22 protein-coding genes and 1 pseudogene are annotated in these 23,031 nt (G+C 72.0%); 9 read left to right on the top strand and 14 right to left on the bottom strand.

The window, feature by feature from the left end; genetic code table 11:
- Window positions 1-113: 113 nt before the first annotated feature.
- Together ACZ5CW_RS05210 and ACZ5CW_RS05205 are read left to right on the top strand one after the other, a co-directional pair.
- Window positions 114-1,229: pseudogene (locus ACZ5CW_RS05210) on the top strand (DUF6777 domain-containing protein); the annotation flags it as partial.
- Between the two features lie 489 nt (window positions 1,230-1,718).
- Window positions 1,719-2,171: an ATP-binding protein gene (locus ACZ5CW_RS05205; protein ID WP_468598516.1), complete on the top strand. Its 453-nt coding sequence runs from the start codon at window positions 1,719-1,721 to the stop codon at window positions 2,169-2,171.
- Between the two features lie 57 nt (window positions 2,172-2,228).
- On the opposite strand, the gene ACZ5CW_RS05200 is transcribed toward ACZ5CW_RS05205, so the two are convergent.
- Window positions 2,229-3,116: an RNA polymerase sigma factor SigF gene (locus ACZ5CW_RS05200; protein ID WP_468598515.1), complete on the bottom strand. Its 888-nt coding sequence runs from the start codon at window positions 3,114-3,116 to the stop codon at window positions 2,229-2,231.
- Between the two features lie 268 nt (window positions 3,117-3,384).
- Here ACZ5CW_RS05200 and ACZ5CW_RS05195 point away from each other — a divergent pair, with 268 nt between their 5' ends.
- Entirely contained in the window at window positions 3,385-3,789 is a 405-nt protein-coding gene (locus ACZ5CW_RS05195; RefSeq protein WP_468598514.1) for a helix-turn-helix domain-containing protein, read from the top strand.
- 18 nt (window positions 3,790-3,807) lie between these two features.
- On the opposite strand, the gene ACZ5CW_RS05190 is transcribed toward ACZ5CW_RS05195, so the two are convergent.
- Window positions 3,808-5,004 (bottom strand): epoxide hydrolase family protein, encoded by a 1,197-nt coding sequence (locus ACZ5CW_RS05190; RefSeq protein WP_468598513.1) that lies wholly within the window; start codon window positions 5,002-5,004, stop codon window positions 3,808-3,810.
- Between the two features lie 122 nt (window positions 5,005-5,126).
- On the opposite strand from ACZ5CW_RS05190, the gene ACZ5CW_RS05185 reads away from it, so the two are divergent.
- A complete protein-coding gene (locus tag ACZ5CW_RS05185; protein ID WP_468598511.1) occupies window positions 5,127-5,609 on the top strand; it encodes a VOC family protein in 483 nt (160 codons plus the stop codon).
- A gap of 6 nt (window positions 5,610-5,615) precedes the next feature.
- Here ACZ5CW_RS05185 and ACZ5CW_RS05180 read toward each other — a convergent pair whose 3' ends face one another.
- From ACZ5CW_RS05180 to ACZ5CW_RS05165, 4 genes are all read right to left on the bottom strand, one after another.
- Window positions 5,616-6,533 carry an aminoglycoside phosphotransferase family protein gene (locus ACZ5CW_RS05180; RefSeq protein WP_468598509.1) on the bottom strand — a complete coding sequence of 306 codons (918 nt, stop codon included), beginning with the start codon at window positions 6,531-6,533 and terminating at the stop codon, window positions 5,616-5,618.
- A 55-nt stretch (window positions 6,534-6,588) separates the two neighbouring features.
- Window positions 6,589-7,449: a geranyl diphosphate 2-C-methyltransferase gene (locus tag ACZ5CW_RS05175; protein ID WP_468599041.1), complete on the bottom strand. Its 861-nt coding sequence runs from the start codon at window positions 7,447-7,449 to the stop codon at window positions 6,589-6,591.
- Window positions 7,450-7,574: 125 nt separating this feature from the next.
- Complete coding sequence (locus ACZ5CW_RS05170; protein WP_468598507.1) at window positions 7,575-8,627, bottom strand: family 2 encapsulin nanocompartment cargo protein terpene cyclase; 1,053 nt, start codon at window positions 8,625-8,627, stop codon at window positions 7,575-7,577.
- Window positions 8,628-8,641: 14 nt separating this feature from the next.
- The gene (locus ACZ5CW_RS05165) at window positions 8,642-10,084 is read right to left on the bottom strand and encodes a family 2B encapsulin nanocompartment shell protein (protein WP_468598505.1); all 1,443 of its coding nucleotides are present in this window, start codon (window positions 10,082-10,084) and stop codon (window positions 8,642-8,644) included.
- 318 nt (window positions 10,085-10,402) lie between these two features.
- Here ACZ5CW_RS05165 and ACZ5CW_RS05160 point away from each other — a divergent pair, with 318 nt between their 5' ends.
- Both ACZ5CW_RS05160 and ACZ5CW_RS05155 read left to right on the top strand, forming a co-directional pair.
- Complete coding sequence (locus ACZ5CW_RS05160) at window positions 10,403-11,197, top strand: VOC family protein (RefSeq protein WP_468598504.1); 795 nt, start codon at window positions 10,403-10,405, stop codon at window positions 11,195-11,197.
- Between the two features lie 34 nt (window positions 11,198-11,231).
- Window positions 11,232-11,930, top strand: a complete 699-nt coding sequence (locus tag ACZ5CW_RS05155; protein WP_468598503.1) for a ribonuclease H family protein — start codon at window positions 11,232-11,234, stop codon at window positions 11,928-11,930.
- Here ACZ5CW_RS05155 and melC2 read toward each other — a convergent pair whose 3' ends face one another.
- Together melC2 and melC1 are read right to left on the bottom strand one after the other, a co-directional pair.
- Window positions 11,931-12,752 carry a tyrosinase MelC2 gene (gene melC2, locus ACZ5CW_RS05150; protein ID WP_468598501.1) on the bottom strand — a complete coding sequence of 274 codons (822 nt, stop codon included), beginning with the start codon at window positions 12,750-12,752 and terminating at the stop codon, window positions 11,931-11,933.
- A 35-nt stretch (window positions 12,753-12,787) separates the two neighbouring features.
- On the bottom strand, window positions 12,788-13,180 hold the full coding sequence (melC1, locus tag ACZ5CW_RS05145; RefSeq protein WP_468598499.1) for an apotyrosinase chaperone MelC1: 393 nt from the start codon (window positions 13,178-13,180) through the stop codon (window positions 12,788-12,790).
- Window positions 13,181-13,896: 716 nt separating this feature from the next.
- Between melC1 and ACZ5CW_RS05140 the strand changes: the two genes are divergently transcribed.
- A complete protein-coding gene (locus tag ACZ5CW_RS05140; RefSeq protein ID WP_468598498.1) occupies window positions 13,897-14,508 on the top strand; it encodes a Rossmann-fold NAD(P)-binding domain-containing protein in 612 nt (203 codons plus the stop codon).
- Between the two features lie 9 nt (window positions 14,509-14,517).
- On the opposite strand, the gene ACZ5CW_RS05135 is transcribed toward ACZ5CW_RS05140, so the two are convergent.
- Window positions 14,518-16,251, bottom strand: a complete 1,734-nt coding sequence (locus ACZ5CW_RS05135; protein ID WP_468598496.1) for a cholesterol oxidase substrate-binding domain-containing protein — start codon at window positions 16,249-16,251, stop codon at window positions 14,518-14,520.
- A gap of 135 nt (window positions 16,252-16,386) precedes the next feature.
- On the opposite strand from ACZ5CW_RS05135, the gene ACZ5CW_RS05130 reads away from it, so the two are divergent.
- Window positions 16,387-17,370, top strand: coding sequence for an aldo/keto reductase (locus tag ACZ5CW_RS05130; protein ID WP_468598495.1), 984 nt, complete (start codon window positions 16,387-16,389; stop codon window positions 17,368-17,370).
- Window positions 17,371-17,454: 84 nt separating this feature from the next.
- Complete coding sequence (locus ACZ5CW_RS05125) at window positions 17,455-17,949, top strand: DUF6328 family protein (RefSeq protein WP_468598494.1); 495 nt, start codon at window positions 17,455-17,457, stop codon at window positions 17,947-17,949.
- 21 nt (window positions 17,950-17,970) lie between these two features.
- On the opposite strand, the gene ACZ5CW_RS05120 is transcribed toward ACZ5CW_RS05125, so the two are convergent.
- The 5 genes from ACZ5CW_RS05120 to ACZ5CW_RS05100 form a co-directional block, all read right to left on the bottom strand.
- Window positions 17,971-18,570 carry a DUF2238 domain-containing protein gene (locus ACZ5CW_RS05120; protein ID WP_468599039.1) on the bottom strand — a complete coding sequence of 200 codons (600 nt, stop codon included), beginning with the start codon at window positions 18,568-18,570 and terminating at the stop codon, window positions 17,971-17,973.
- A 116-nt stretch (window positions 18,571-18,686) separates the two neighbouring features.
- Window positions 18,687-19,115: an SsgA family sporulation/cell division regulator gene (locus ACZ5CW_RS05115; RefSeq protein ID WP_468598492.1), complete on the bottom strand. Its 429-nt coding sequence runs from the start codon at window positions 19,113-19,115 to the stop codon at window positions 18,687-18,689.
- 62 nt (window positions 19,116-19,177) lie between these two features.
- On the bottom strand, window positions 19,178-20,221 hold the full coding sequence (locus ACZ5CW_RS05110; protein ID WP_468598490.1) for a hypothetical protein: 1,044 nt from the start codon (window positions 20,219-20,221) through the stop codon (window positions 19,178-19,180).
- Window positions 20,222-20,371: 150 nt separating this feature from the next.
- Complete coding sequence (locus tag ACZ5CW_RS05105; RefSeq protein ID WP_468598488.1) at window positions 20,372-21,343, bottom strand: LLM class F420-dependent oxidoreductase; 972 nt, start codon at window positions 21,341-21,343, stop codon at window positions 20,372-20,374.
- A 49-nt stretch (window positions 21,344-21,392) separates the two neighbouring features.
- Window positions 21,393-22,973, bottom strand: coding sequence for a serine/threonine protein kinase (locus tag ACZ5CW_RS05100; RefSeq protein ID WP_468598486.1), 1,581 nt, complete (start codon window positions 22,971-22,973; stop codon window positions 21,393-21,395).
- Window positions 22,974-23,031: the final 58 nt, after the last annotated feature.

The raw sequence follows: 23,031 nt of genomic DNA, 5'->3' as shown, positions 1-23,031 counted from the left end.
CCGACTGCGACACACAATGGGATCAATGTGCATCCAAATGCATCAAACAGGATTTGACTGACCAAAGCCGCAAGAGCCGCTTATCGCGACGACCGCGACGGGAAGAAGGGCTCGTGAGCGTCGAACCTCCGTCCTCCGGCCACCCCACCGGGCCGCCCTCCGGGCCCTTGTCGGGCTCCAGCCGGCCGCCCGCCGGACCGCCGCCCTCGCAGCCGCCCGGCGGTGGCACCGGGCCCAAGGGGCCGCACGGGCCGTGGTGGAAGTCCGTACCGCGGGTGGCCACCGTCACCGCCGCCGTGGTCGTCGCCGTGGTCCTGGCGGTGGTGTTCACCCGTCCGGGCGGCGGCGGTTCCTCCAAGGGCGGCGAGGTCTTCCTCCAGTCCGCGAGCAGCACGGGCCCGGACCCGTACACCGAGTCGACCGCGACGCAGAGTTCCGTGCCGTCGGAGCCCGCCGCCTCCGACATGCCCTCCACCGGAGCGGCCAACGAGGTGCGCGGAGTGCAGGGCGGGGCACCCGGCCTCTACGGCGGCACACAGCGGGTGGCCGCCTGTGACGTGGAGAAACAGATCAAGGCCCTCCAGGCCGACCCGGCCAAGAACCGGTCCTTCGCCTCCGTGGCCGGTGTCCGGCCGGCCGGCGTGCCCGCGTACCTGCGCTCGCTCACCCCCGTCCAGCTGCGCGTCGACACCCGCGTCACCAACCACGGATACCGGGACGGCGCCGCCACCAGCTACCAGTCCGTCCTCCAGGCGGGCACCGCCGTCCTGGTCGACGGACGCGGCGTGCCCCGGGTGCGCTGTGCCTGCGGAAACCCGCTGACCCCGCCGGTCGCGCAGCGGACCACGCCCAGGCTGACGGGCGACCGCTGGTCGTCGTACCGGCCCTCGAACGTGGTCGTGGTGACCCCCGCGCCGAAGCCCGTCAAGGTCTTCGTGATCTACGACACCCACCATGACGACTGGATCCATCGGCACCGCGGCGACCACGACTGCCGTCACGACCAGCGCGCGAAGCCGCCGGCGGTTCCGCACCCCTGGAACCCGCCGACGCGGCCGACGCCGAGCAAGTCGGGCCCGTCGTCGTCCTCCTCCCCGTCGTCGGGATCGAAGTCGCCGGAGGAGTCCACGAAGCCGGAGGAGTCCAAGAAGTCGGAGGAGTCGAAGAAGCCGGAGGAGTCCAAGAAGTCGGAGGAGTCGAAGAAGCCGGAGGAGAGCAAGAAGTCGGAGGAGTCGAAGAAGCCGGAGGAGAGCAAGAAGCCGGAGGAGTCCAAGAAGCCGGAGGAGAGCAAGAAGCCGGAAGAGAGTAAGAAGCCGGAAGAGTCCGGTAAGTCGGAGGAGTCGAAGAAGCCGGAAACGAAGACACCGGAGTCGACCCGGCCGTCCGAGCAGTCCTCCCCGAATGCTCCGACGACGCCCGCCTCCACGGCTCCGTCCGAGACGGGATCCGCGCCCGGGTCCTCACCCGGCGAGGCAAGCTCGCAGACGACCGAGCGGTCGGCGGGGACCGCCACGCAACCGGAGCGGCCGGAGAAGCCGCAGACGCCGGAGAACGGATCCCCCACCATGTGAGCGGCCGCACATCCTCGGGCCCGGCGTCGTGAGACTCGCCACTGTGCGCGCTCGGCGAACGCATCCGGTGGACTGCCCGGCCCGGCACGGGGTACGAGGACTGGTGCAACAGCGACCGGCCGAACCGGGCTTTCCGAGAGAGACAGCATGACCGAACACCTGGGCGGGGCAGTGATACCGACTGGTTTCGACGTACCCGTGGAGCCGCTGCGGCGTGCGGCGCACTACACCGGTGAATCCGGATGCATCGCGGAGGCGCGCACCTTCGCGTCCCAGTTCCTGGAGCAGCTCAGGACCGAGTGGTGCGCCATCGCCGACAGCCGCGCCGACGGCGAACTGCTCCTGATGGTGAGCGAGCTGGTGACCAACGCCGACATGCACAGCAACGGTCCGTACATCCTGGAACTGGAGGGCACCGACAGCTCCGTCACGGTGTCCGTGTACGACAGCAGCTCCGCCGTTCCCCGCCGCTACCCCAAGGACCCGCAACGGGTCGGGCGGCACGGTCTGGAGATCGTGCACGCCCTGGCCTCGGAGGTCACCGTGGAACGCGTCCCCGTCGGCAAGCGCGTGCGTGCCCGCTTCGAACTGAGGCGCTGACACTGAGGCGCTGGCACGGGGGCGGACCGGACGGCCCGCCCCGGCCTCCCCGTCGGGTCAGGCGCAGCCCAGTTCGCCGAGCATGCCCTGGCGCAGCCGCAGGATGATCCGCTTGATCAGCCGTGAGACGTGCATCTGGGAGCAGCCGAGCCGTTCCCCGATCTCCGCCTGCGTGGCCTCCTCGACGAACCTCATGTGGAGGATCTGCCGGTCGCGGTCGCTGAGTTCCGCCATCAGCGGGGCGAGCGCGTGGAAGTCCTCGACGAGCCGCAGGCCCTCCTCCTCCACGCCGATGAAGTCGGCGAGCACGGCCTCGCCGTCCTCGGGGCCGTCCCCGGTGAGGGCGGCGTCCAGCGAGGAGGAGTTGTAGCCGTTGGAGGCGAGCTGTCCCTCGACGACCTCGTCCTCGGAGAGGTTCATGAGCGTGGCCAGCTCGGCGACCGTCGGGTCGCGGTCCAGCCGGCTGGACAGCTCCTCGCGCGCCTTGGCCAGCTCCACCCGCAGCTCCTGCAGCCGGCGCGGCACATGCACCGCCCAGGTGGTGTCACGGAAGAACCGCTTGATCTCGCCGACGATGTACGGCAGCGCGAAGGAGGTGAACTCCACCTCGCGCGACAGTTCGAACCGGTCGATGGCCTTGATCAGGCCGATCATGCCGGTCTGGACGATGTCCTCCATGTCGTCGCCGCGGCCCCGGAACCGGCCGGCCGCGAACCGCACCAGCGACATGTTCATCTCGATGAGGGTGTTGCGCGCGTACTGGTACTCGTGCGTGCCCTCCTCCAGCTCCGTCAGCCGGTGGAAGAACTGGCGGGACAGCTCCCGTGCGTCGCGCGGCGCGACGGACGCCGGGTCCGCGATGCCAGGCAGTGCCCCTTCGCCCGTCCTGTCCTGCACGGTCCTCTCGGCGACCTCTGCCTGCGACCGGATCCCGGCGGTCTTCATTGCCTCTCCCACGAAAGTCACGGTTCGACGTCTGCCTCTGCGGGCTCGTTGCCTGCCCGAAGTGCGTTTTCGGCGGGTACCCCCGAATCGACGATTCATGCATGGCGGCGGAGCTGCTCACCCGGCGGGTACCCCCGGTGACGCCTCGCATGCACCTCCGGCTCGGCACTGGCGCGAAACCGCCGCTGTGCGGAGGCGGCCCGCGGTTTCCCTCAGGGCGCAACACCGGACTCTTGCCCCCCTGGCCACGGCTCCTAGGCTGACGGGGGTGAGCAACCAGCTGAGCAACGAAGCCCGAGTGGTCCCCCTGCGACCGGTACCCGCCCGCCCGGACGCGGCCGAGCCCGAGCCGAGAGAGCCGCTGTGGCGCGATCTGGTGGGCGAGGTGCTGCGCCGCGAGCGCAAGGCGCAGGACCGCACGCTCAAGGACGTGGCCGACGCGGCCCGGATCTCGCTGCCCTATCTGTCCGAGGTCGAGCGCGGCCGCAAGGAGGCCTCCTCGGAGGTCCTCGCGGCCGCCGCCCATGCGCTCGGCCTGGGGCTCGGTGACGTGTTGTCGCTGGCGCACGGGGAGCTGACCCGTCTGACGACGGAGCAGCGCCGGACGCCGCAGCATCGCCGGCCGGCCGCCGCCCCGTACCGGCCCTACAACGGGCTCTGCCTGGCCGCCTGACCCGGCCGCCGGGTCACTTCACTTCTCCCGCACCTGCCGGAAGAACGCCCGGACGTCGCCGACGAGCAGATCCGGTTCCTCCATCGCCGCGAAGTGCCCGCCCCGGCCGAACTCCGTCCACCGCACGAGGTTCTCGGTCCGCTCGGCCTTGTGCCGCAGCGGAGTCTGGAGTTCGGCCGGGAACAGGGCCAGCGCGGTCGGCGCCGTCGACGGCTCGGCCGGCCGGGCCGTCCGGCCGGTGGCGTGCGCCCGCTCGTAGTAGATACGGCCCGACGAGCCGGCCGTGCCGGTCAGCCAGTACAGCATCACGTTGGTCAGCAGCCGGTCCCGGTCGACCGCCTCCTCCGGCAGTTCCCGCGAGTCCGTCCACTCCCGGAACTTCTCCACGATCCAGGCGAGCTGACCGACGGGGGAGTCCGTCAGGGCGTAGGCGAGGGTGTGCGGCCGGGTGGACTGCAGCACCGCGTAGCCCGTGCCCTCACGCGACCAGTCCGCCCAGCCGCGCCACGAGCGCAGCGTCCGCTCCCGCTCCTCGGGCCCGAGCCCGGCCAGTTCCTCCTCGGTCGGCTCGGTGGCCGCCTGGGCGCCGGGCAGCAGGTTGAGGTGGACGCCGATCACCCGGTCCGGGTGGGCGCGGCCCAGTTCGCGGGAGATCGCCGCGCCCCAGTCGCCGCCCTGCACCCCGAACCGCTCGTAGCCGAGCCGCCGCATCAGCTCCGCCCAGGCGTCGGCCACCCGGCCCGCCTCCCAGCCCGGTTCGGTGGTGGGCCCGGACAGCCCGAAGCCCGGGATGCTCGGTACGACGACGTGGAAGGCGTCCGCCGCGTCCCCGCCGTGCGCCACCGGGTCGGTGAGCGGACCGACGACGTCCAGGAACTCCACGATCGAGCCCGGCCAGCCGTGGGTCAGCACCAGCGGCACGGCGTCCGGCTCCGAGGAGCGCACATGGGCGAAGTGCACGTGCGCCCCGTCGAGGGTCGTGGTGAACTGCGGCCACCGGTTCAGTTCCGCCTCCGCGGCCCGCCAGTCGTAGGCGTGCCGCCAGTGATGCGCCAGCTCCCGCAGGTAGCCGGCCGGGACCCCGTACTCCCAGCCGGCGCCGGGCAGCTCGGCGGGCCAGCGGGTGCGGTCGAGGCGGTCGTGGAGGTCGTCGAGGTCGCTCTGCGGGATCGACAGGCGGAAGGGCTGGATGCTCTCGTCAGGCGAAGAGGTCATGATCTCGATGCTATGCGGGCCGCCCGCTCACCCGTCCGGAGCATTGGCCGGTCCGGGCCGATGAGTTTCCCGCCGCGGACCGGTCGGTACAGATGACCGCGTTCCACGCCCAGGAGGTGCTCATGACCACCGACGGATTCACCACGTGTCTCTGGTTCGACGGCCAGGCCGAGGAGGCCGCCGAGTTCTATGTGTCGGTCTTCAAGAACTCCAGCATCGGCCGGGTCAGCCGCTACACCGACTCCGGGTACGGCGAGACCGGCTCGGTGCTGACCGTCGAGTTCACGGCCAATGGACAGAAGTTCGTCGCCCTCAACGGCGGCCCCCAGTTCAGGTTCAACGAGGCCGTCTCCTTCCAGATCCTCTGCGCCGACCAGGCGGAGATCGATCACTACTGGACCAAGCTGACCGAGAAGGGCGGCGAGCCCGGTCCGTGCGGCTGGCTCAAGGACCGGTTCGGCGTCTCCTGGCAGGTCGTCTACGACCGGCTGTCCGAAATGATCCACGACCCCGACCGGGCGAAGGTCGACCGTGCCATGAAGGCCATGATGGCCATGGGCAAGCTGGACGTCGCCGCGCTGGACCGGGCGTACGCGGGGGAGTAGCGCAGGTCAGGCCGCCCGTCCGGCCTCCGCGAGGATCTCGGCGATCACGTGCCGCGAGTTCTCCGCGAGCGCCGGATTGGTGTCGTCGTAGTACGGCAGCTGGATCAGCGAGATCGACAGCGCCCAGCCCCGCCCGCGCGCCCATTCCGCGTCGCCGGCGCCGACGGCCTTGCGGAAGGCGTCCCGGGCGGGCGCGGGCAGCAGGTTCCAGGCCACGACGAGGTCCGCGGCGGGATCGCCGACACCGGCGGTGCCGAAGTCGATCACGGCACTCAGCCGACCGTCGACGACCAGCACGTTCCCGGGGGACAGGTCCCCGTGGGCCCAGACCGGCGGCCCGGCGTGCTCCGGGGCGCGCAGCGCCGCCTCCCACAGGGCCGTGACCGCGCCGGCGTCGACCCTCGCGCCCAGCTCGGCGATGGCCGCGCGCGTCGGTTCGTCCCGGTCCCGCAGCGGCCCGCCCCGGTAACCGGGGGGCCCGTCCTGCGCGGCGACCTGGCGCAGCGCGCGCACGAACGCCCCGAGGTCCTCGGCGAGCCGCTCCGGCTCATCGACGGCCCCCGCCACCGGATTGCGGCCCTCCAGCCAGCGGTAGACGGACCAGGGCCAGGGGAACCCCTCGTCCGGTGCGCCCAGCCCCAGCGGCTCGGGCACCGCCACCGGCAGCAGCGGCCCGAGCCGGGGCAGCCAGCGCTGCTCGTGCGTCACGTCGGGTACGGCGGAGGGACGCCGGGGGAGCCGTACGACGAGGTCGGTTCCGAGGCGGAACATGGCGTTCTCGGTCCCGGAGGACGCGAGGCGCCGTACGGGCAGCCCGGCCCACCGCGGAAACCGGCGAGCGATCAGGCGCTGGACCTGGGGGGCGTCGAGGCCGACCTCGTCCGCGTGCATCCTTCGCGGCTGCCGGCTGTCATAGGCACTCATCGAGGCCCATCCCAGCGCCTCGACACCCTCGCTGTCGACGGGATTTCGCCGGAACTCAGACCCGGTCGGCCACGATGAGCAGGTACTGGAAGCTGCCGTTGCGGTACGCGGACAGGAAGGTGTCCTCGATGCCCGTGACCAGGTGGTCCGCCTGCTTGCGCAGTTCCCAGTACGGGACGGTGGCCGCCGTCAGGTCCTCGACGTGCACCGGCACCAGCCGGTTGCGGGCCATCGCCCGGAAGTACTCCGAGCGCGGATGGATGTCGCAGATGTAGTGCGCGTTGATCAGCGACACCTCGCGCGAGGCCTGTCCGTAGGTGTCGTTGTAGCAGCCCGTGATCACCACGTACCGCCCGCCGCGGCGCAGCAGCCGAGCGTGCTCGGCGAACAGCAGGTCCAGCTCGACGTACATGGTGGACTCGTTGTTCCACGACGCCGCGTACGCGCCCGAGGCGAAGCCGGTGTCCAGCATGTTGCGGTGGTGGTAGCGCACCTTGGCGTCGATGCCCCGCCCGCGGGCCTGCTCGTTGGCGAACTCGGCCTGCTTGGTGGAGAGCGTGACGCCGTCGGCATGGCAGCCGTACCGCAGATGCGCCACGACACTGCCACCGCCCCGGCCGCAGCCGGCGTCGAAGACGCGGTCCTCGGGGGAGAGCGGTCCGAGACGGGAGGCGAGCAGCTCGGCCTGGGCGTGCTCCAGCCGGTGCAGCTCGGCGGTGATCCGCTCCCGGCGCAGGTCCGGGTCGGGCTCGGCGAGCACCGACACATCCGCCTCGCCGATGCCGTAGTGGTGGTGGTAGAGGTCGTCGATCTTGCCGAGTTCGAGGTTGACCGGGTTCTCCTCGGTGTTCCAGTAGTCCGCGATGCGGCTCTGGTACCGGGACTGGGCCGGTACCGGCGCGGTCGAGGCCGGCACGGTCGGCGCGGTCGGGGTCGGCGCGGTCGGGGTCGGGGCGACGGGGGCGCTGGTCAAAGGTGGCTCCTTGTGGTGCTGACGGCGTTTCACCGAGACTCGGGTTTCACCAGTGGTCGGCTCGGGTTTCACCAGTAGTCGGGCAGGTGGTAGCGGTGGGTGTTGGTGGCGTGCCACTCGTGGTTGCCGGACACCCAGGCGGCGAGCCCCCGGGCGTAGCGCTCCACGAGGGGCGAGGTGGCGGACAGCACGGCCGACTCCTCCTCGAAGGCCTCCATGATCCGGTTGTGGATCTCGACGGACTTCAGGTAGGCGGCCTTCAGCCCGCGCCGTTCGTCGGCGGCGACGACCTGCGGCAGGTTGAGGTGGTCCGGATCGCTCGCCAGCTCCTTGGTGAAGGAGTACAGGTCGTTGACGATGGTGGTCGCATTGCAGGCGAGGGCGGTGATCCGCTGGATCTCGGGGCGGGCGTAGACCTGCTCGGGCAGTTCGTAGCCGTCCACCGCGTCGACGAGCGACAGACACGGGCGGAAGTTGTTGAACTGCCGCATCACCAGGTACTCCCAGACCCGTGGCATGTACCGGGTCTCCATCCAGGCGGCCTCGCCCAGATAGCCGAGGTGCAGCCGGGCGACGTCGTGCACGAACCGGCCGGTCTGGCTGGGCGTGGCGAAGGTGGCGTAGTCCGCGAGGGCGAAGTGGTACGAGCGCAGCGGCCCGTCGGCCCGGATGCCCTGGCGCCACTCCTCCTCCAGCTCCGGGATGCCGTGGAAGGGGTCGAGCGCCGATTGGGCGATGATCAGCGGGCCGCCCAGCCCGCGCCGCGATCCGCCCCGGCCCTCGTCCTCCTCGCAGTAGCAGGAGTCGACGATGTTCTCGGCGAGCAGCAGCTTGCCGGCCGCGGTGAGGCGGTCCAGGTCGAGGGCGCCCGGATGCTGCAGGACGACGGCCCGGCCGAACTGGAAGCCGGAGAAGTCCCCGTTCCAGGCCTCGGGAAAGAGGTCCAGGTCGCGGGCCCAGCTCTCCAGCCGGCGGTCGATCTCGGCGGCCTTCTCCGGATCCGCGGGCACGGCCGGCTGGTAGCGCAGTCCGGGGATCGCCCCGGTGCGCCGCTTCCCGCGCAGGCTCTGGGCGATGTTCGGCGGCCCGGGCAGCGTGTAGGGGGCGGTGGGTGCGCTCATGGCGTTCTCCGCCGTCACTCGGCCGTCCGGCCGATCTGGACGTTCTCCAGGATCCCCGCCGCGTCGGGGACCAGGATGGCCAGTGAGTAGTAGGCCGTGACGAGGTAGTTGATGACGGCGGCGCTGTTGACGCCCATGAAGCGGACGTTCAGGCCCGGCTGGTACTCCTCCGGGATGCCCGTCTGGTAGAGGCCGATGACGCCCTGGTCGGCCTCGCCGGTGCGCAGCGCGATGATGCTGCTGGTGTGGTCCTCGGTGATCGGGATCTTGCTGCACGGGAAGATCGGCACACCCCGCCAGGCGGGCACCTCGTGTCCGTCGACGCTCGCGGTGCCCGGCACCAGGCCCCGCTTGTTGCACTGCCGGAAGAAGGCCGCGATCGCCTTCGGATGGGCGAGGAACACCTTGGTCTTGCGCCGCATCGCCAGCAGCTCGTCCATGTCGTCCGGGGTCGGCGGCCCCGTGAAGGTACTGATCCGCTGGCCGTAGTCGACGTTGTGCAGCAGCCCGAACTCCCGGTTGTTGACCAGCTCCCACTCCTGCCGCTCGCGGATCTCCTCGACGGTGAGCCGGAGCTGCTGGGCGGTCTGGTCCATCGGGTCGTTGTAGAGGTCGGCGACCCGGCTGTGCACCCGGAGCACGGTCTGGGTGAGGGACAACTCGTATTCGCGCGGAGCCAGTTCGTAGTCGACGAAGCCGCCGGTCAGCGTCGGCTCGCCCACATGGCCGGCCTGGACGGGGACGTCCGCCTCGCCCTTGCGGTTCATCGGCCTGCGCTGCCGCTCGACATAGGCCTGGAGATGGGCGGCGAGGGACGGCACCCGCTCGGTGAACTCCTGCACGACGGCCCAGGGCAGCGCCAGCACCACACCGGCGGTCTCCGCCCGCACCGAGGTCAGCCACAGCGGATCGGACTGGCCGACCGCCTCGTCGCCCATCTGGTCGCCGTCGGTGACGACCCCGATGATCTCCTGGTCGCCGTACTTGCCGCTGGTGTAGCGGGTGAACCGGCCGTGCACGACGAGATAGGTCTCGGTGACCGGCTGCCCGGCCTCGAACAGCACCTGCCCGGCGCGCACCTCCCGGGACCGGAAGCGGGCCGCGATCTCCCGCAGCACGTCGGCGTCGGAGTAGCCGCGCAGGATCGGCAGCTCGGTCAGTGTCTGGGGGATGACCCGGATGTCGTCGGCGCCGTTGTGCTCGAAGTGCACCCGGCCGCGGCCGGTACGCAGCTGGAGGCGGCGGTTGACGCGGTAGGCGCCGCCCCTGACGTCGACCCACGGCAGCCTCTTCAGCAGCCATCGCGAGGTGATGGCCTGCATCTGCGGTTCGGACTTGGTGGTGGTGGTGAGCTGGCGGGCCGCCTGGGTGCTCAGGCTGGTGAGCTGCCCGTCGGCCGGGTTCACGGGGCCGGGGTCGTCGACGGCGGAGCCGGTGGCGATGTCCGGAGTGGACACATTCCCTCCTGCGGAGAGGCGAACAGGGGTGATGCGGATCGGTCGGTGGTGCGCGGGGTGCCGGTGCGCTCGGACCAGCCAAACAGGGGCGAGTGATCTCCGGGTACAGCGTGAACGGGGCGGTTTTGATCAATGAGTGGTGTAAACCTGCCGTCGAGGGCGTTCTGTGACGGTTGGGGTGATCGCGCGCCGGTCACTCGCCTCCGCGCCCCGGCCAGGGCGGGGTTTTTGCCTCCCGGACGCTCGGCGCGCGGGCCGACCGCGGGGTGGCTAGCGTGAGGTAGCGGGACAGAACAGCCGACCGAGAGGGTCCGGACCATGGCCGTGCAACCCGAGGGAGCGCCCTGCTGGGCCGATGCGATGTTCAACGACGTCGAGGGAGCGAAGAGGTTCTACGGCGACGTCCTGGGCTGGACCTTCGGCGAGACGTCGTCGGAGTACGGCAACTACACGCAGGCCTACGTGGACGGCAAGGCGGTGGCCGCCGTCGTCCCGCCCATGCCCGGCCAGGAGGGCCGGTCGCAGTGGTGCCTGTACTTCGCCTCGCCGGACGTCGCCGCCACCGCGGCGAAGATCCGGGAGAACGGCGGCGAGGTGCTGATGGAGCCGATGCGGGTCGGCGAGTTCGGCACCATGTGCCTGGCCCGGGAGCCCAGCGGAGCCGTGTTCGGGGTGTGGCAGGCCGGCACCCACGAGGGTTTCGAGGCGACGGCGACTCCGGGAGCCTACTGCTGGGCCGAGGTCTTCACCCGCGAGCCGGAGAAGGCCGACGGCTTCCTCTCCGCCGTCTTCCCCTACCGGATGAAGGACATCGAGGACAACGCCGTCGACTTCCGCATGTTCGACATCGGCGAGGACACGGTCCTCGGCCGGATGCGGATGACGGACGACTTCCCCCCCGAGGTGCCGTCGTACATCAACGTCTACTTCACCGTGGACGACTGCGACGAGGCCGTCGCCCGGGCCACGAAGCTCGGCGGCATCCTCCGCTTCGGGCCGATGAGCAGCCCCTTCGGGCGGTTCGCGGCACTCAGCGACCCGCAGGGCGCGGACTTCTCGGTGATCGACATCACCACCACCGAGGGCGAGATGCCCAAGGTCAAGGACGTCTGACCGGGGCCGGAACGCCGGCCCCCACGGTCATGGCATGATCGTGCGCATGCGTGAACGTGTGGTGGCCGCGTGCGACGGGGCTTCGAAGGGAAACCCCGGACCGGCCGGATGGGCGTGGGTGGTCTCCGGCGGCGATGAGCGGACCCCGGACCGCTGGGAGTCGGGCCCGCTCGGCCGGGCCACCAACAACGTCGCCGAACTGACCGCGCTGGAGCGGCTGCTGTCCGCCGTCGAGCCGGACGTCCCGCTGGAGATCCGGATGGACTCCCAGTACGCGATGAAGGCCGTCACCACCTGGCTGCCCGGCTGGAAGCGCAACGGCTGGAAGACGGCCGCCGGCAAGCCGGTCGCCAACCAGGACCTGGTGGTCCGCATCGACGACCTCCTCGCCGGCCGGACCGTCGAGTTCCGCTATGTCCCGGCCCACCAGGTCGACGGCGACCCGCTGAACGACTTCGCCGACCGCGCCGCCAGCCAGGCCGCCTCGGTCCAGGAGGCGGCCGGCAGCGCGCTCGGCTCCCCGGAACCGCCGCCGTCGCCCGACACCCCGAAGGCGGCCGCCCCGCGCAGGAAGGCGGCGCCCCGCCGCACCGGCGGCGGAGCGTCCTCCCGCACCATCAAGGCGAAGTTCCCCGGCCGCTGCCCGTGCGGCCGCTCCTACGCGGCCGGCGAGCCGATCGCCAAGAACGCGCAGGGCTGGGGCCACCCGGAGTGCCGTACCTCCGAGGCCTGATCAGGCGTCGAACGTGTAGTGCTTCGAGTGGTCCAGCAGCTCCGCCGGGCGCACGTCGTTCCACGGCTTCATCGTGTCGTTCAGGTCGATGACGTCCGGCGTGCCGGCCGTGGGCACGTACCCGGAGCCCGGGTGCCGGCGCTGCCACTCGGCCCACAGCTTGTCGACGTAGGCGTGGTGCAGCCAGAACACCGGGTCGTTGGGGGAGACCCCGGTGGCCATCTGCCCGCCGACCCACACATGGACCCGGTTGTGCAGGTTGACCCCGCGCCAGCCCTCCAGGTGGTTGCGGAAGCCGTCCGAGGCGCTGTTGTACGGCGCCATGTCGTACGTGGCCATCGCCAGCACCGACTCGACCTCGGCCGGCGTCGGCAGCTCGCGCACGCTCGTGCCGAGCGAGCGGCGCAGGAAGGTGCGGCCGTCCACCCGTACGTTGATCGGCCAGTTGCCGGTGGCCGCGGCGAACGGGCCGTCCGTCACCCTGCCGTCCGTGCTGCGCCCGGTGCCGCCGAGGAAGTCCGGCGCCCACAGCGAGGCGCGGACCGTGCGGTCGGTGCTCCAGTCCCAGTACGGCAGCGCCACCGAGGCGTCCACGGACTGCAGCGCCTGCTCGAAGTCGAGCAGGAATCTGCGGTGCCACGGCAGGAAGGACGGGGAGCGGTGGCCGGTCCGCTCGCCGCTGTCGGTGTCGGACATGATGAACTCGTTGTGCGTGCGGACGAAGTCGTCGTAGCGTCCACTGCGCTTCAGTTCGATGAGGGCGGCGGTGAACCGCTTCTTCTCGCCGGCGGTCAGAGTGGCCTGGTTCTTGCGTACGGTCATGGTGCGTGGTGCTCCGTAAGTCCTTGCGGGGGCGGTCAGTTGGCGGGGAAGGGCAGCAGCGGCGCGCCCTGCAGCTCGTCCACCGCGGCACGGGCGGCGGCGCGGGGGGTGGGCACCGGGTCGTAGTGGCTGACGACGCTGATCCAGCTGCCGTCGGCGTTCCGCATCACGTGCAGCTGCACCCCGTCCACGAACACCGCGTAGCCGCCGCCGTGTTCGTGGTGGTGACCGCCTCCGGCCGCGCGGCCCTGTATCCGGCGGCCCTTGTAGACCTCGTCGAAGGTCTCCGGCGCGGTGTGGTCGTGACCGGCGGCCGAGGTGCCGGAGGTGAGGGCCGAGGCGAGGGGTGCGGCGACGGTGGCGGCTCCGGCCGTCGCGGCGAGGGCGGCTGCCGCGGTGAGCGCGCGGCGCCGGGTGATGTCGGGCATGCGGGTCCTCCTGGAGATCGTTCCGGTGGTGACGTCGCATGCCTATCCGGGGGTCCGGGAACGGAAGAAATCCCCCGGAACCGGTTGGCTGTGATCCGGACAATTAGCCACATGTCGTACAGGGTTGAACAAAGATGATCTTGCTGTGGCGACGGCTCGATCCACCCCGGAACGGGCAATTCCTTGCCGGGGTGCCCGGATTCGCGGTGATCCTTCTCGCGCGCCCTCCGTCCGAGTGGCGCGGCTCACCGCGTGAAACTGACGCGATCGGACAGTCCCGCCCCTACTGCCCTGCGGTGCCGATCGACAACGTTCGGTGACTGTCGGGGGTGTGTAGGGTGAAGATCGTCTGTGTCGGAGGAGGGCCCGCGGGGTCGCCCCTGCTGCCGTACGTCCCGCCCCAGCTGTACTACGGCCTCGACAAGGCGGCCGGGCAGCTGGAGCCGCTGCGCAGGTTCAACGCTGGCTCGGGCCGAGGGCCGCACGGGCCCTGCACGCCCGGTCGGCCGCCCACCGCGGCTGACCGGCCCCGCTCCCGCACTGCCCGAAGCCGTTCCTCCGTGCCCGACGGCGCCGCCCCACGGCCGTGCCCGTCTCGTCCGCACGGACCTCGTCCGGCCACAGCCGGCAGCGCGTCTCCTGGCCGGCCCACGCGGCCGACCCGGCCTGCGAGGACCGCGGACGGACCGCTGGGCGCTCAGCCGCGGCCGGCGTCCTTGTGCCGCCCCGCGCTGGCCGGCTCCGGCCGGCCCTTCGTGGTCACCTCGGGCACGGCGATCGCGCCGGCGGGCCGCCTCGTCACCGAGGAGGACGCGCCCGCGGCCGGAACGCACCGGACCGCGTCCGAGGACGCCACGCTCGCGCTGGCCGCACGCGGCGTCCGCACCTCGCTGGTCCGGCTCGCCCCGTCCGTGCACGGCCGCGGCGACCGGGGCTTCGTGCCGCGTCTGGTCCGGATCGCCCGGGAGAAGGGCGTGGCGGCCTACGTCGGCGACGGCACCAACCGCTGGCCCGGTGTCCACCGGTTCGACGCGGCCCGCCTGTACCGGCTGGCCCTGGAGAACGCACCGGCCGGCTCCCGGCTGCACGGCACCGACGAGGAGGGGGTGCCCTTCCGGGACGTCGCCGGGGTCATCGGCCGGCACCTGGGCGTGCCCGTGGCCGGCCTGACCGCCGACGAGGCCGGCGCGCACTTCGGCTTCCTCGGCCGGTTCGCCGGGGTCGACAACCCCACGTCGAGCGCGCTCACGCGCAAGCTGCTCGGCTGGCAGCCGCGCGAGAACGGACTCCTCGCGGACCTCGACGAGGGCCACTACTTCGAGGGGTAGTCCGCGCGGTCAGCGCAGGAGACGGTCGAGGAAGCCGTTGGCGAACACCCGGTGCGGATCCAGACGGTCCAGCGTCTGCACGGCCTGCTCCCACACGCCCGTCTCGAACGAGCCGGGCACGGCCGCCTCCAGCACCTCCGCGTCGCTCCAGACCGCGTCCTCGGTGTACGCCCACCCCTTGGACCACTCCACACGCGCGAGGCCGTACCCGCCGTCGTACGTGCCGAGGAGGAACCGCTCCAGCTCCCGCAGGAACGCCTCCGCGTGCGGCGTCCCGGGCAGGGTCAGCACGTCCAGCCAGACCGCGGTGTCCCATTCGGGGCGGGCTCCGTACGGCCGCAGCGCCGACAGCAGCGGGGCGCGGGCGCCGTCCACGCCGGTGTCGGCCGGGTCGTCGAGGCCGGTCACCCGGATCTCCACCGACCCGTTGACCGGGAACCGGCCGCGGGCCGCGTACGCGGCGAGCCGCTCGCGGTAATGGCTGGTGAACTCGTGCACCACCCGCTGCACCCCGGTCCGCGTGGTGAGTACCGCGTACCCGTTCGCGGTCACCCGCAGCGTGGTGGGCCGCAGGTACAGCAGCGTGTTCTTCGACGGTCCCCACAGATCGGCGGACCGCGTGGCCGCGAGCCCGAGGGTGGCCGCCTCGAGCTGCGCGGCGCCGAGGACCGGCGCCAGATACCAGGCCGCGCCCGACACCAGCCGCCCGACCAGGTCGGCGACCGGAGTCGGCACACGGTCGGAGAAGGGGTAGTTGTACGGCGAGGTGACGTGCCGTGAGCCGGCCGGCCGGACCGGGGCGACGCTCCACTCCTTCAGCCACGGGAACTCGGTGAAGGCGAACCAGATTGCCTCGACGCGGCCCGAGCGCCGCAGGAACGTCTCCAGCGCGCGCCCGCCGGAACCGGGCGGCGCGAACAGCTCGCGCGCCGGGATGTCCGTACGGCTCACACAGCGCAGACCGGTGTCCGGGCCGACCCGGAGCACCACCTCGGTGACGAAGGACCGGCCGAGATGGGTCAGCAGCGCGGCACAGTCCGCCTCCTCGCGGCGGAAGGTCCGCAGCACGTAGGCCCCGCTGCCCGCGTCCCACACCACCGCCGTCAGCTCCAGCACGCGATTGCTCAGCGAGCCGTAGGTGCCGCCGGGCGACGGCCGTTCGCCCTCGGCCGGTACGGCGGTGCCGTGCGCGTCGATCGCCAGGGCGCCGCCCAGGGTCAGATCGCCGGGCGCGGGTGTCGCAGTGAGGCCCAGGCCATGCTCCTCCAGAAAGCCGAGCAGGGCCTCCAGGGTGACGCCGGTACCGGCGCGCACGGTGGAGGCGGACTCCAGCTCCAGCCGGGTCAGATGCGGCGCGGTGTCCACGAGCAGGACCGGCGCGTCGGCGGTCGTCCCCTCGGTGACCGTCAGCGGCGACCAGCCGTGCGAGCAGCCGCGCGGCCGGACCCGCCTGCCGTTGCGCCAGGCCCAGTCGACGACGGCGAGCACCTGCTCCCCTCCGGCCGGGGCGCAGGCCCACAGCCCGTCGGCGGTGATCTCGCCCACCCAGTTGCGGTACGCCGAGCGGTAGAGCGCCACCTCCGCCGGGAATCCCGGGAGTTCGGCCGCGGCCACCGCCGGGTCGGCCGCGATCAGGACCGGGGCGGCGGCCAGGGCGGCGGCGGAACGCAGGAGGCCGCGACGGCTGACAGGGCTCGAAGCAGCGCCTGGGGCGACATGGTTGCTCTCTGGACGATCGATCACGTGGTCACGCTAAAGGCCGGTACACATCACCCCGCGCTCCGTCGGCCCATGTCACTCGTGCGAGTGAAAAACGCACGGGTCGCCCACCGGAGCGGCCCGCTCCGCCGGACGTGCGCCGGGTGACACACTGACGCCATGGACGAACGCGTAATCGACAGGTCGGGTCAGTGGGCATCGGTGGTCGGGCTCGGCACGTGGCAGCTGGGCGCCGACTGGGGCGACGTGGACGACAAGCAGGCCCTGTCCGTCCTGGAGGCCGCGGCCGAGTCGGGGGTCACCTTCTTCGACACGGCCGATGTGTACGGTGACGGGCGCAGCGAGGAGACCATCGCCTCGTTCCTGAGCAGCCGGCCCGATCTGCATGTGCTGGTGGCCACCAAGATGGGGCGCCGGGTCGAGCAGATCCCCGAGAACTACGTCCTGGACAACTTCCGCGCCTGGAACGACCGCTCGCGCCGCAACCTCGGCGTCGACCGCATCGACCTGGTCCAGCTGCACTGCCCGCCCACCCCGGTCTACTCCTCGGACGAGGTGTTCGACGCCCTGGACACCCTGGTGGAGGAGGAGCGTGTCGCGGCGTACGGGGTGAGCGTGGAGACCTGCGCGGAGGCGCTGACGGCGATCGCCCGGCCGAACGTGGCGAGCGTGCAGATCATCCTCAACCCGTTCCGGATGAAGCCCCTGCGCGAGGTGCTGCCCGCCGCGCGCGAGGCCGGCGTCGGCATCATCGCGCGGGTGCCGCTCGCCTCCGGCCTGCTGTCCGGCAAGTACACGAAGGACACCGTGTTCGCGGCCAACGACCACCGCACCTTCAACCGGCACGGCGAGGCCTTCGACCAGGGCGAGACCTTCTCCGGCGTCGACTACGAGACCGGTGTCGAGGCGGCCGCCGAGTTCGCCGCGCTCGCCCCGGAGGGCTGCACACCGGCCCAGCTGGCCCTGCGCTGGATCATCGAGCAGGACGGGGTGACCACGGTGATTCCGGGTGCGCGCACCACGGAGCAGGCCCGCGCGAACGCGGCCGCGGCCAAGCTGCCGCCACTGCCGCCGGAGACGTCCGCCGCGATCCAGGAGCTGTACGACCGCCGGATCAAGGCCCAGGTCGAGCACCGCTGGTGAGGCCCGGGGCGCACACCGTGTGAACCGGCGGTGACCATGAGCACACCCGTTTGAACGAACGGCCGGGCGGTTACACGCAACCGCATGACGGAGGAAGGGCGGCGCAGAGGGCGAAACGAGTCCGAGGAGGAGCGGGCCGACCGGATGTGGGGTGAACTCATCCAGGAGGTCCGCGTGGCGCAGACGGGCGTGCAGATCCTGTTCGGTTTCCTGCTGACGGTGGTCTTCCAGCCGAAGTACTCCGAACTCACCCCCGCGAACCAGGTCATCTACATCGTCACCGTCGTCCTCGGCGCCTGCGCGACCGGCGCCCTCATCGGCCCGGTGTCCCTGCACCGCCTGGTCTCAGGGCGCCGGGTCAAGCCGCAGGCGGTGCGGCTGGCGTCGAGGATGACGTTCGTCGGGCTGGTCCTGCTGCTCGCCACGATGACGTCCTCCCTGCTGCTGATCCTCCGGGTGGCCACCCACGACAGCTATGTGCCGTACCTGGTGGCGGCCGTCGTCGCGTGGTACCTCGTCTGCTGGTACGGCCTGCCCCTGTGGGCCCGCCGCAGGCACACCTCCCGGTCGGACGACTAGTCACCCGCCCGCCCGGGGGCCTCACCGCCGCAGCGTCCGCAGCTGACGGTCGTGGACCCGGCCGAGCAGCAGCAGCGAGAGCACGGCCCCGATCAGGGCGCAGCACATGTCCCACTGGGTGTCCCACACGTCGCCCTGGGTGGCGAGGAACGCGTCCGCGCCGTGCCCGCCGATCTCGGCGGCCAGCCACTCCAGCAGCTCGAAGCAGGCGCTGAACGCGAGGCAGGCGCAGACGGTGAGCGGCGCAAGCCAGCGGCTGCCGCGCAGCGGCGAGGTACGGCTGAGCAGTTCGCGGACCAGGATCGCCGGTACGAATCCCTGCATGAGGTGCCCGAAGCGGTCGTACGGGTTGCGGTCGAGGCCGAACGTGTCGCGCACCCAGTCGCCCGCCGGGACCTGCGCGTAGGTGTAGTGGCCGCCCACCGCGAGGACCAGCGCGTGCGCGGCGAGCAGCCCGCACAGCAGCCCCGTCAGCGGGAAGCGCCGCCACACCAGCACCACCAGGGGCAGGCCCACCAGTGCCCACACGGTCTCCAGGCACCAGGTCGTGCGGTCGCGCACGCCCCACGCCGACACGGCGAGCCCGACGGCCGCCACCCCGGCGAACACGGCGGGCGGCACACGGCGCGGTACGGAAAGCGGGACGGGGTGCACTGCGGTCACGGCCGGGCTCCTTGCCTCGAGGCGTCGTAGGAGCCCCATCGTGGCGCCGGCCGGGGCCGAGGACATGAGTACGGCTACTCAGCCCCGGAGAGGATCTCCGCCAGCAACTCGTCGACGGGCACGTGTTCCTGCCCCGGCGGTACGACCTGGTGGGTGTCGCGCAGGAACGCGGCGATCGCCGGGGCCCAGGCGAACACCACCGCGTGGTGCCGGCTGCCGTCGGGCCGGTGGTCCCCGAGGAACTCCAGGCGCAGCTCATGGCACGACCCGGTGGCGGCGGGCCGCACCCGTACGTCGCCCACGCCGACCGGCCTGTTCATGCCGTCGGAGAGCATCTCCCGGTCCAGCCGCCAGCAGGCCAGCACCCGGCCGTCGTGGCCGAAGACGGCGGTGACGGCGAACGGGTCCTCGGCGTCGTAACTGAGATGGGCGAGCACGGGACACCGCTCGGTGCCTCCCGCGCGGAGCTGTACCACCAGGGTCTTGTGCACGAACGAGTTCACGCGAGGGCCTCCGGGAACGATCGGCGTAGAGCCCTCTAGTACCCCCGTCGTGCCCACAACGCTCACCCGTGCGACTGATTCCCGTGGACTCCCCGCAAGGCGGCCAGGCAGCCGCCGATCGCCTGCTGAAGCTCCTCCAGCCGCTGGACCATGTCGTCCTCGTAGAAGTCCTGGGCGTCGTCGAAGGTCAGCTCCTCGAACGCCCTGGTCGCCTTCTGCAGGCTGCTGTAGAACTTGGTCCGGCGCTCCTGGACGCGCAGTTCGGGATCGGCCTCGACCGCCTCGACGACGAGCGACCTCATGGTGTCGTAGGCCTCGGTGGCCCACTCGCCGGTGTCCTCGTCGTCCTCCAGCTCGTCGATCAGCGACAGATGCCGCTCGGCCTCCTCGCGCAGCTCACCGGGTGCCTGCACGGTCTGCCCGGCGGGGGTCCTGATCTGCCCGGACTCGGCGATCTGGCGGACGTAGCCGATCCGGTCGGCCGCGCGGCTCTCGGTCGCGACGGCCTTCTTCAGGTCGTCGGTGCGTACGACGTCACGGGCCAGCTCGGCCTGCAGGTCGGGGTCCTCCCTGAGCCGGTCCAGCAGGGCGGCGCGGGCCGCGCGGGCGGTGGAGGGGTCGGCGAGGATCGCGGCGCGCAGCGCGGTCGGGTTCTCGGCGACCTCCAGCGCCTTGGTGGGGCGGATGCCCTCGGCCTCGGCGGCCTGGGCGATGGCGGTGCCGCGTTCGGAGGTGGCGCTGTTGCGGGAGACGTAGTAGCCGAGCCACGCGTCGGCGTCCGGGAGGTCGGCCTCCTGGCCCGGCCGGAGGGCCTCGAAGTGCGGGACGAGTCCGTCGTCGGCCGCCCGGTCCCAGGCCTTGTAGTAGCGCATGACCCGTTCCGGGGAGCAGCCGGCCAGCTCGGCGAACTCCTTCGCCGACACCTTCGGCGTCTCACCGGCGGCCTGCCCGCCCGGACGCACACTGCGGGCCACCATCAGCGCGAAGGCCCAGCCTCCGGTGCGCGCGTACACGCCGAACTCGCGGGCGTCGCGCGCCACCAGGTCGGACAGCGGCGGCGCGGCCGGGGCGGACGTCTCGGGCGACGGCTCGATGACCAGGGTCACGGATGACTCTCCTGCGGGCATGATCGGAACCGCACCCGGAGCCGGGTGCAGACAGGAAAGCCTATATGGGCCGATTGGCATGCTTTGGCGGGCCTGCCCTCCGGGCCCTCCCGATCGGCTCACGGGCCATGCCCGGGAGGGCGGGAGGTGTCAGCCGTACGCCTCCCGCAGCGCGGGCAGCAGGGTCTTCGCCGACCAGTCCAGGTACTCCTGCTGTGTGTCACCGCCGATCTGCACGAGGGCTACCTCCCCGAACCCGGCCTCCGCGTAGGGCCGTACGGCCTCCACGAAGGCGTCCGGGTCGTCGCCGCACGGGATGGCGGAGGCGACGTCGTCCTCGGTCACGAACTGCGTCGCGGCCTCGAAGGAGTCCGGATGCGGCAGTTCGGCGTTCACCTTCCAGCCCAGTCCGAACCAGCGGAACTGGGAGTGGGCGCGCTTGATCGCCGTGTCCCGGTCGGTGTCGTAGCACACCGGCAGCTGGCCGACCCGGGGCTTGCCGGTCCCGCCGTGCCGGTCGAAGGCCTCCAGCAGGCCCGCCTCGGGCTCGGTCGCGATGACCAGGTCGGCGAGGTGGCCGGCGAGCTTGCAGGACTGCTCGCCCGAGACGGCGATGCCGATCGGCGGGGCGTCCTGCGGCAGGTCCCACAGGCGGGCCGACTCCACGTCGTAGTGCTGCCCGTGGTGGGTGACATGGCCGCCCTCGAACAGCGCGCGGATGATCTCCACCGCCTCTTCGAGCATCTCGTGGCGTACGTCCACGGGCGGCCAGCCGCCGCCCACGACGTGCTCGTTCAGGTTCTCGCCGGCGCCGAGGCCGAGCCGGAACCTGCCCTGGGACAGCAGCTGCACCGTCGCCGCCTTCTGCGCCACGATCGCCGGGTGGTAGCGCAGGACGGGGCAGGTGACGTAGGTCATCAGGGGGATGCGCGAGGTGGCCTGGGCGGCGGCGCCCAGCACGCTCCACGCGTACGAGGAGTGCCCCTGGGAACGCAGCCACGGGAAGTAGTGGTCCGAGATCACGGAGAAGTCGAACCCGGACTCCTCGGCCCGCACCACGTGGTCCACCAGGTCCCGGGGGCCGGCCTGCTCGGTCATCATCGTGTATCCGATTTGCACCATAAGGGGCGAGTCCCCGGGTCGGCCGGGGGGAAACGGCCGGGCGCGCGGGTCAGTCCTCCGCCGTACGGAACGTCTGCAGGAACGTCTTCAGCGCCCGCCGGTTGGCCGCGTCGTCCCAGGTGGCGGCCTGGGTGGTGAAGCGCAGGGAGAACCCGCGCCGGTCGCCCAGGAGGAATCCCCGCCCGAAGGTGCGCACCCGCGCGTCCCCGGCCCCCGCCAGCCACTCGAGGTCGGCGGCCCTGTGGCCCTGGTAGGTGGCGGCCCGGACCTCGCCGACGCGTTCGTAGCCCGGGAGCTTCTTCAGCTCCGGCTCCACGTCGTCGCGCCAGACGGTGACCGGGTCCGCGTCGACCCGCTCGGTGTACGTGACGGCGAGGGTGGGGGAGTCGCCGCCGCCGAACGTGACGCGGTAGGCGCCGTCGGTCGCGCGGGTGGTGGTCAGCCGTTTCCAGCCGTCGGGGAGCGCCACGGAGAAGCCTTCCGGAGCGGTGTAGCGCCGGTAGCCGGCCGGCAGGACGGAGGTGGGCTTGGTGGTCGTGGCGGTCGGTGCGGGGGTGGCCGCGGGAGTGTCGTCACCGGTGGGCCGGTCGGCGGGGGTGGGCGAGGCGGTGGTCCGGGGCGGTCGCTCCGCCGCCGTGTCGGTGCCGGGCAGCAGGTGGGTCGCCGCCAGGACGGCGGCCGTGACGGTCACCGTGGCCAGCACGGTGCCCGCGATCAGCGCTCTTCTGCCCCGCCCCGGTCCGGCCAGGCGCACGCCCCGGTACGCGCCGCGCACCCGCGGCACGGGGGCCGGCTCCCGGTCCGCGTCCGGGTCCTCGGTCAGGGCCCGGGTGAGGGCCTCGTGGACCACCGGCCGGGTCAGCCGCTCGACCGAGTTCTTGCGCAGCAGCCCCTGGACCGGCTGGGTCAGCGGGCCCGCCCGCAGCGGGGTGCGCAGCGGCAGCCGGTCCACGGCCTTGAGCGTGGCGTCCGGCCGGCCGCGATCACGGAACGGCGGGCGGCCCTCGACCATCGTGTACAGCAGCGCGCCGAGCGCCCACAGGTCGGCGGCCGGGCCGATGCGCTCGTCGCGGGCCTGCTCCGGCGAGGCGTACGACGGCGCCGTGAGCCGGGGGACGAGGGTCGACCCCGCCAGCCCGAACCCGGTGACGACGACAGGGCCGTCCTCCCTTACGAACAGCTGGGCCGGGCTCAGCTCGCCGTGGGTGATGCCCTCGTCGTGGGCGGCCCCGAGCACATCGAGCAGATCCAGGCCGACCCGCGCCGCGCGTACGGCGTTGAAGGAGCCCTCGCGATCGAGGAGTTCGCTCAGGAGCGTGCCGTCGATCCACTCGGTGACCGTCCACAGGGTGCCGGCCTCCACCACGGCGTCGACGACGGTGGCGACCCGGCCGGGGCGCAGCAGCCGCATGGTCTCGGAGGCCCGGATGATCCGGGCCGTCACCCGGCGCGCGGTGTCGTCGGCGGAGGGCTCCGGAAGGGCGGTCTGCGCCACCAGCCGGGGCTGCTGCGCCGTCACGTCCTCGGCGTACCACCACAGGCGGTTCGTCTCGCGGGCGAATACCTCCAGCAGCCGGTACCGCCCGGCCACCAACTCGTGTGCGGAGACGTGCGCCTTGGCCATGGTCATCCCTCGCTGCAACCCCTGCCTGGTATTTCCCAGAGGTACGCGGGGTGCGCGGGGGTGC

This window comes from Streptomyces sp. NPDC031379, from assembly GCF_055569615.1.
This window is presented reverse-complemented; position numbering and strand designations above follow the sequence as displayed.

Bases quoted from the DNA above. Each gene is read 5' to 3' on its own strand.
- ACZ5CW_RS05105 (WP_468598488.1), bottom strand. From the start codon at position 21,343: ATGGTGCAAATCGGATACACGATGATGACCGAGCAGGCCGGCCCCCGG.
- ACZ5CW_RS05100 (WP_468598486.1), bottom strand. From the start codon at position 22,973: ATGACCATGGCCAAGGCGCACGTCTCCGCACACGAGTTGGTGGCCGGG.
- ACZ5CW_RS05190 (WP_468598513.1), bottom strand. From the start codon at position 5,004: ATGACCTCTTCGCCTGACGAGAGCATCCAGCCCTTCCGCCTGTCGATC.
- ACZ5CW_RS05200 (WP_468598515.1), bottom strand. From the start codon at position 3,116: ATGAAGACCGCCGGGATCCGGTCGCAGGCAGAGGTCGCCGAGAGGACC.
- ACZ5CW_RS05160 (WP_468598504.1), top strand. From the start codon at position 10,403: ATGGCCGTGCAACCCGAGGGAGCGCCCTGCTGGGCCGATGCGATGTTC.
- melC2 (WP_468598501.1), bottom strand. From the start codon at position 12,752: ATGACCGTACGCAAGAACCAGGCCACTCTGACCGCCGGCGAGAAGAAG.
- ACZ5CW_RS05180 (WP_468598509.1), bottom strand. From the start codon at position 6,533: ATGAGTGCCTATGACAGCCGGCAGCCGCGAAGGATGCACGCGGACGAG.
- ACZ5CW_RS05155 (WP_468598503.1), top strand. From the start codon at position 11,232: ATGATCGTGCGCATGCGTGAACGTGTGGTGGCCGCGTGCGACGGGGCT.
- ACZ5CW_RS05185 (WP_468598511.1), top strand. From the start codon at position 5,127: ATGACCACCGACGGATTCACCACGTGTCTCTGGTTCGACGGCCAGGCC.
- ACZ5CW_RS05205 (WP_468598516.1), top strand. From the start codon at position 1,719: ATGACCGAACACCTGGGCGGGGCAGTGATACCGACTGGTTTCGACGTA.
- ACZ5CW_RS05170 (WP_468598507.1), bottom strand. From the start codon at position 8,627: ATGAGCGCACCCACCGCCCCCTACACGCTGCCCGGGCCGCCGAACATC.
- melC1 (WP_468598499.1), bottom strand. From the start codon at position 13,180: ATGCCCGACATCACCCGGCGCCGCGCGCTCACCGCGGCAGCCGCCCTC.
- ACZ5CW_RS05130 (WP_468598495.1), top strand. From the start codon at position 16,387: ATGGACGAACGCGTAATCGACAGGTCGGGTCAGTGGGCATCGGTGGTC.
- ACZ5CW_RS05125 (WP_468598494.1), top strand. From the start codon at position 17,455: ATGACGGAGGAAGGGCGGCGCAGAGGGCGAAACGAGTCCGAGGAGGAG.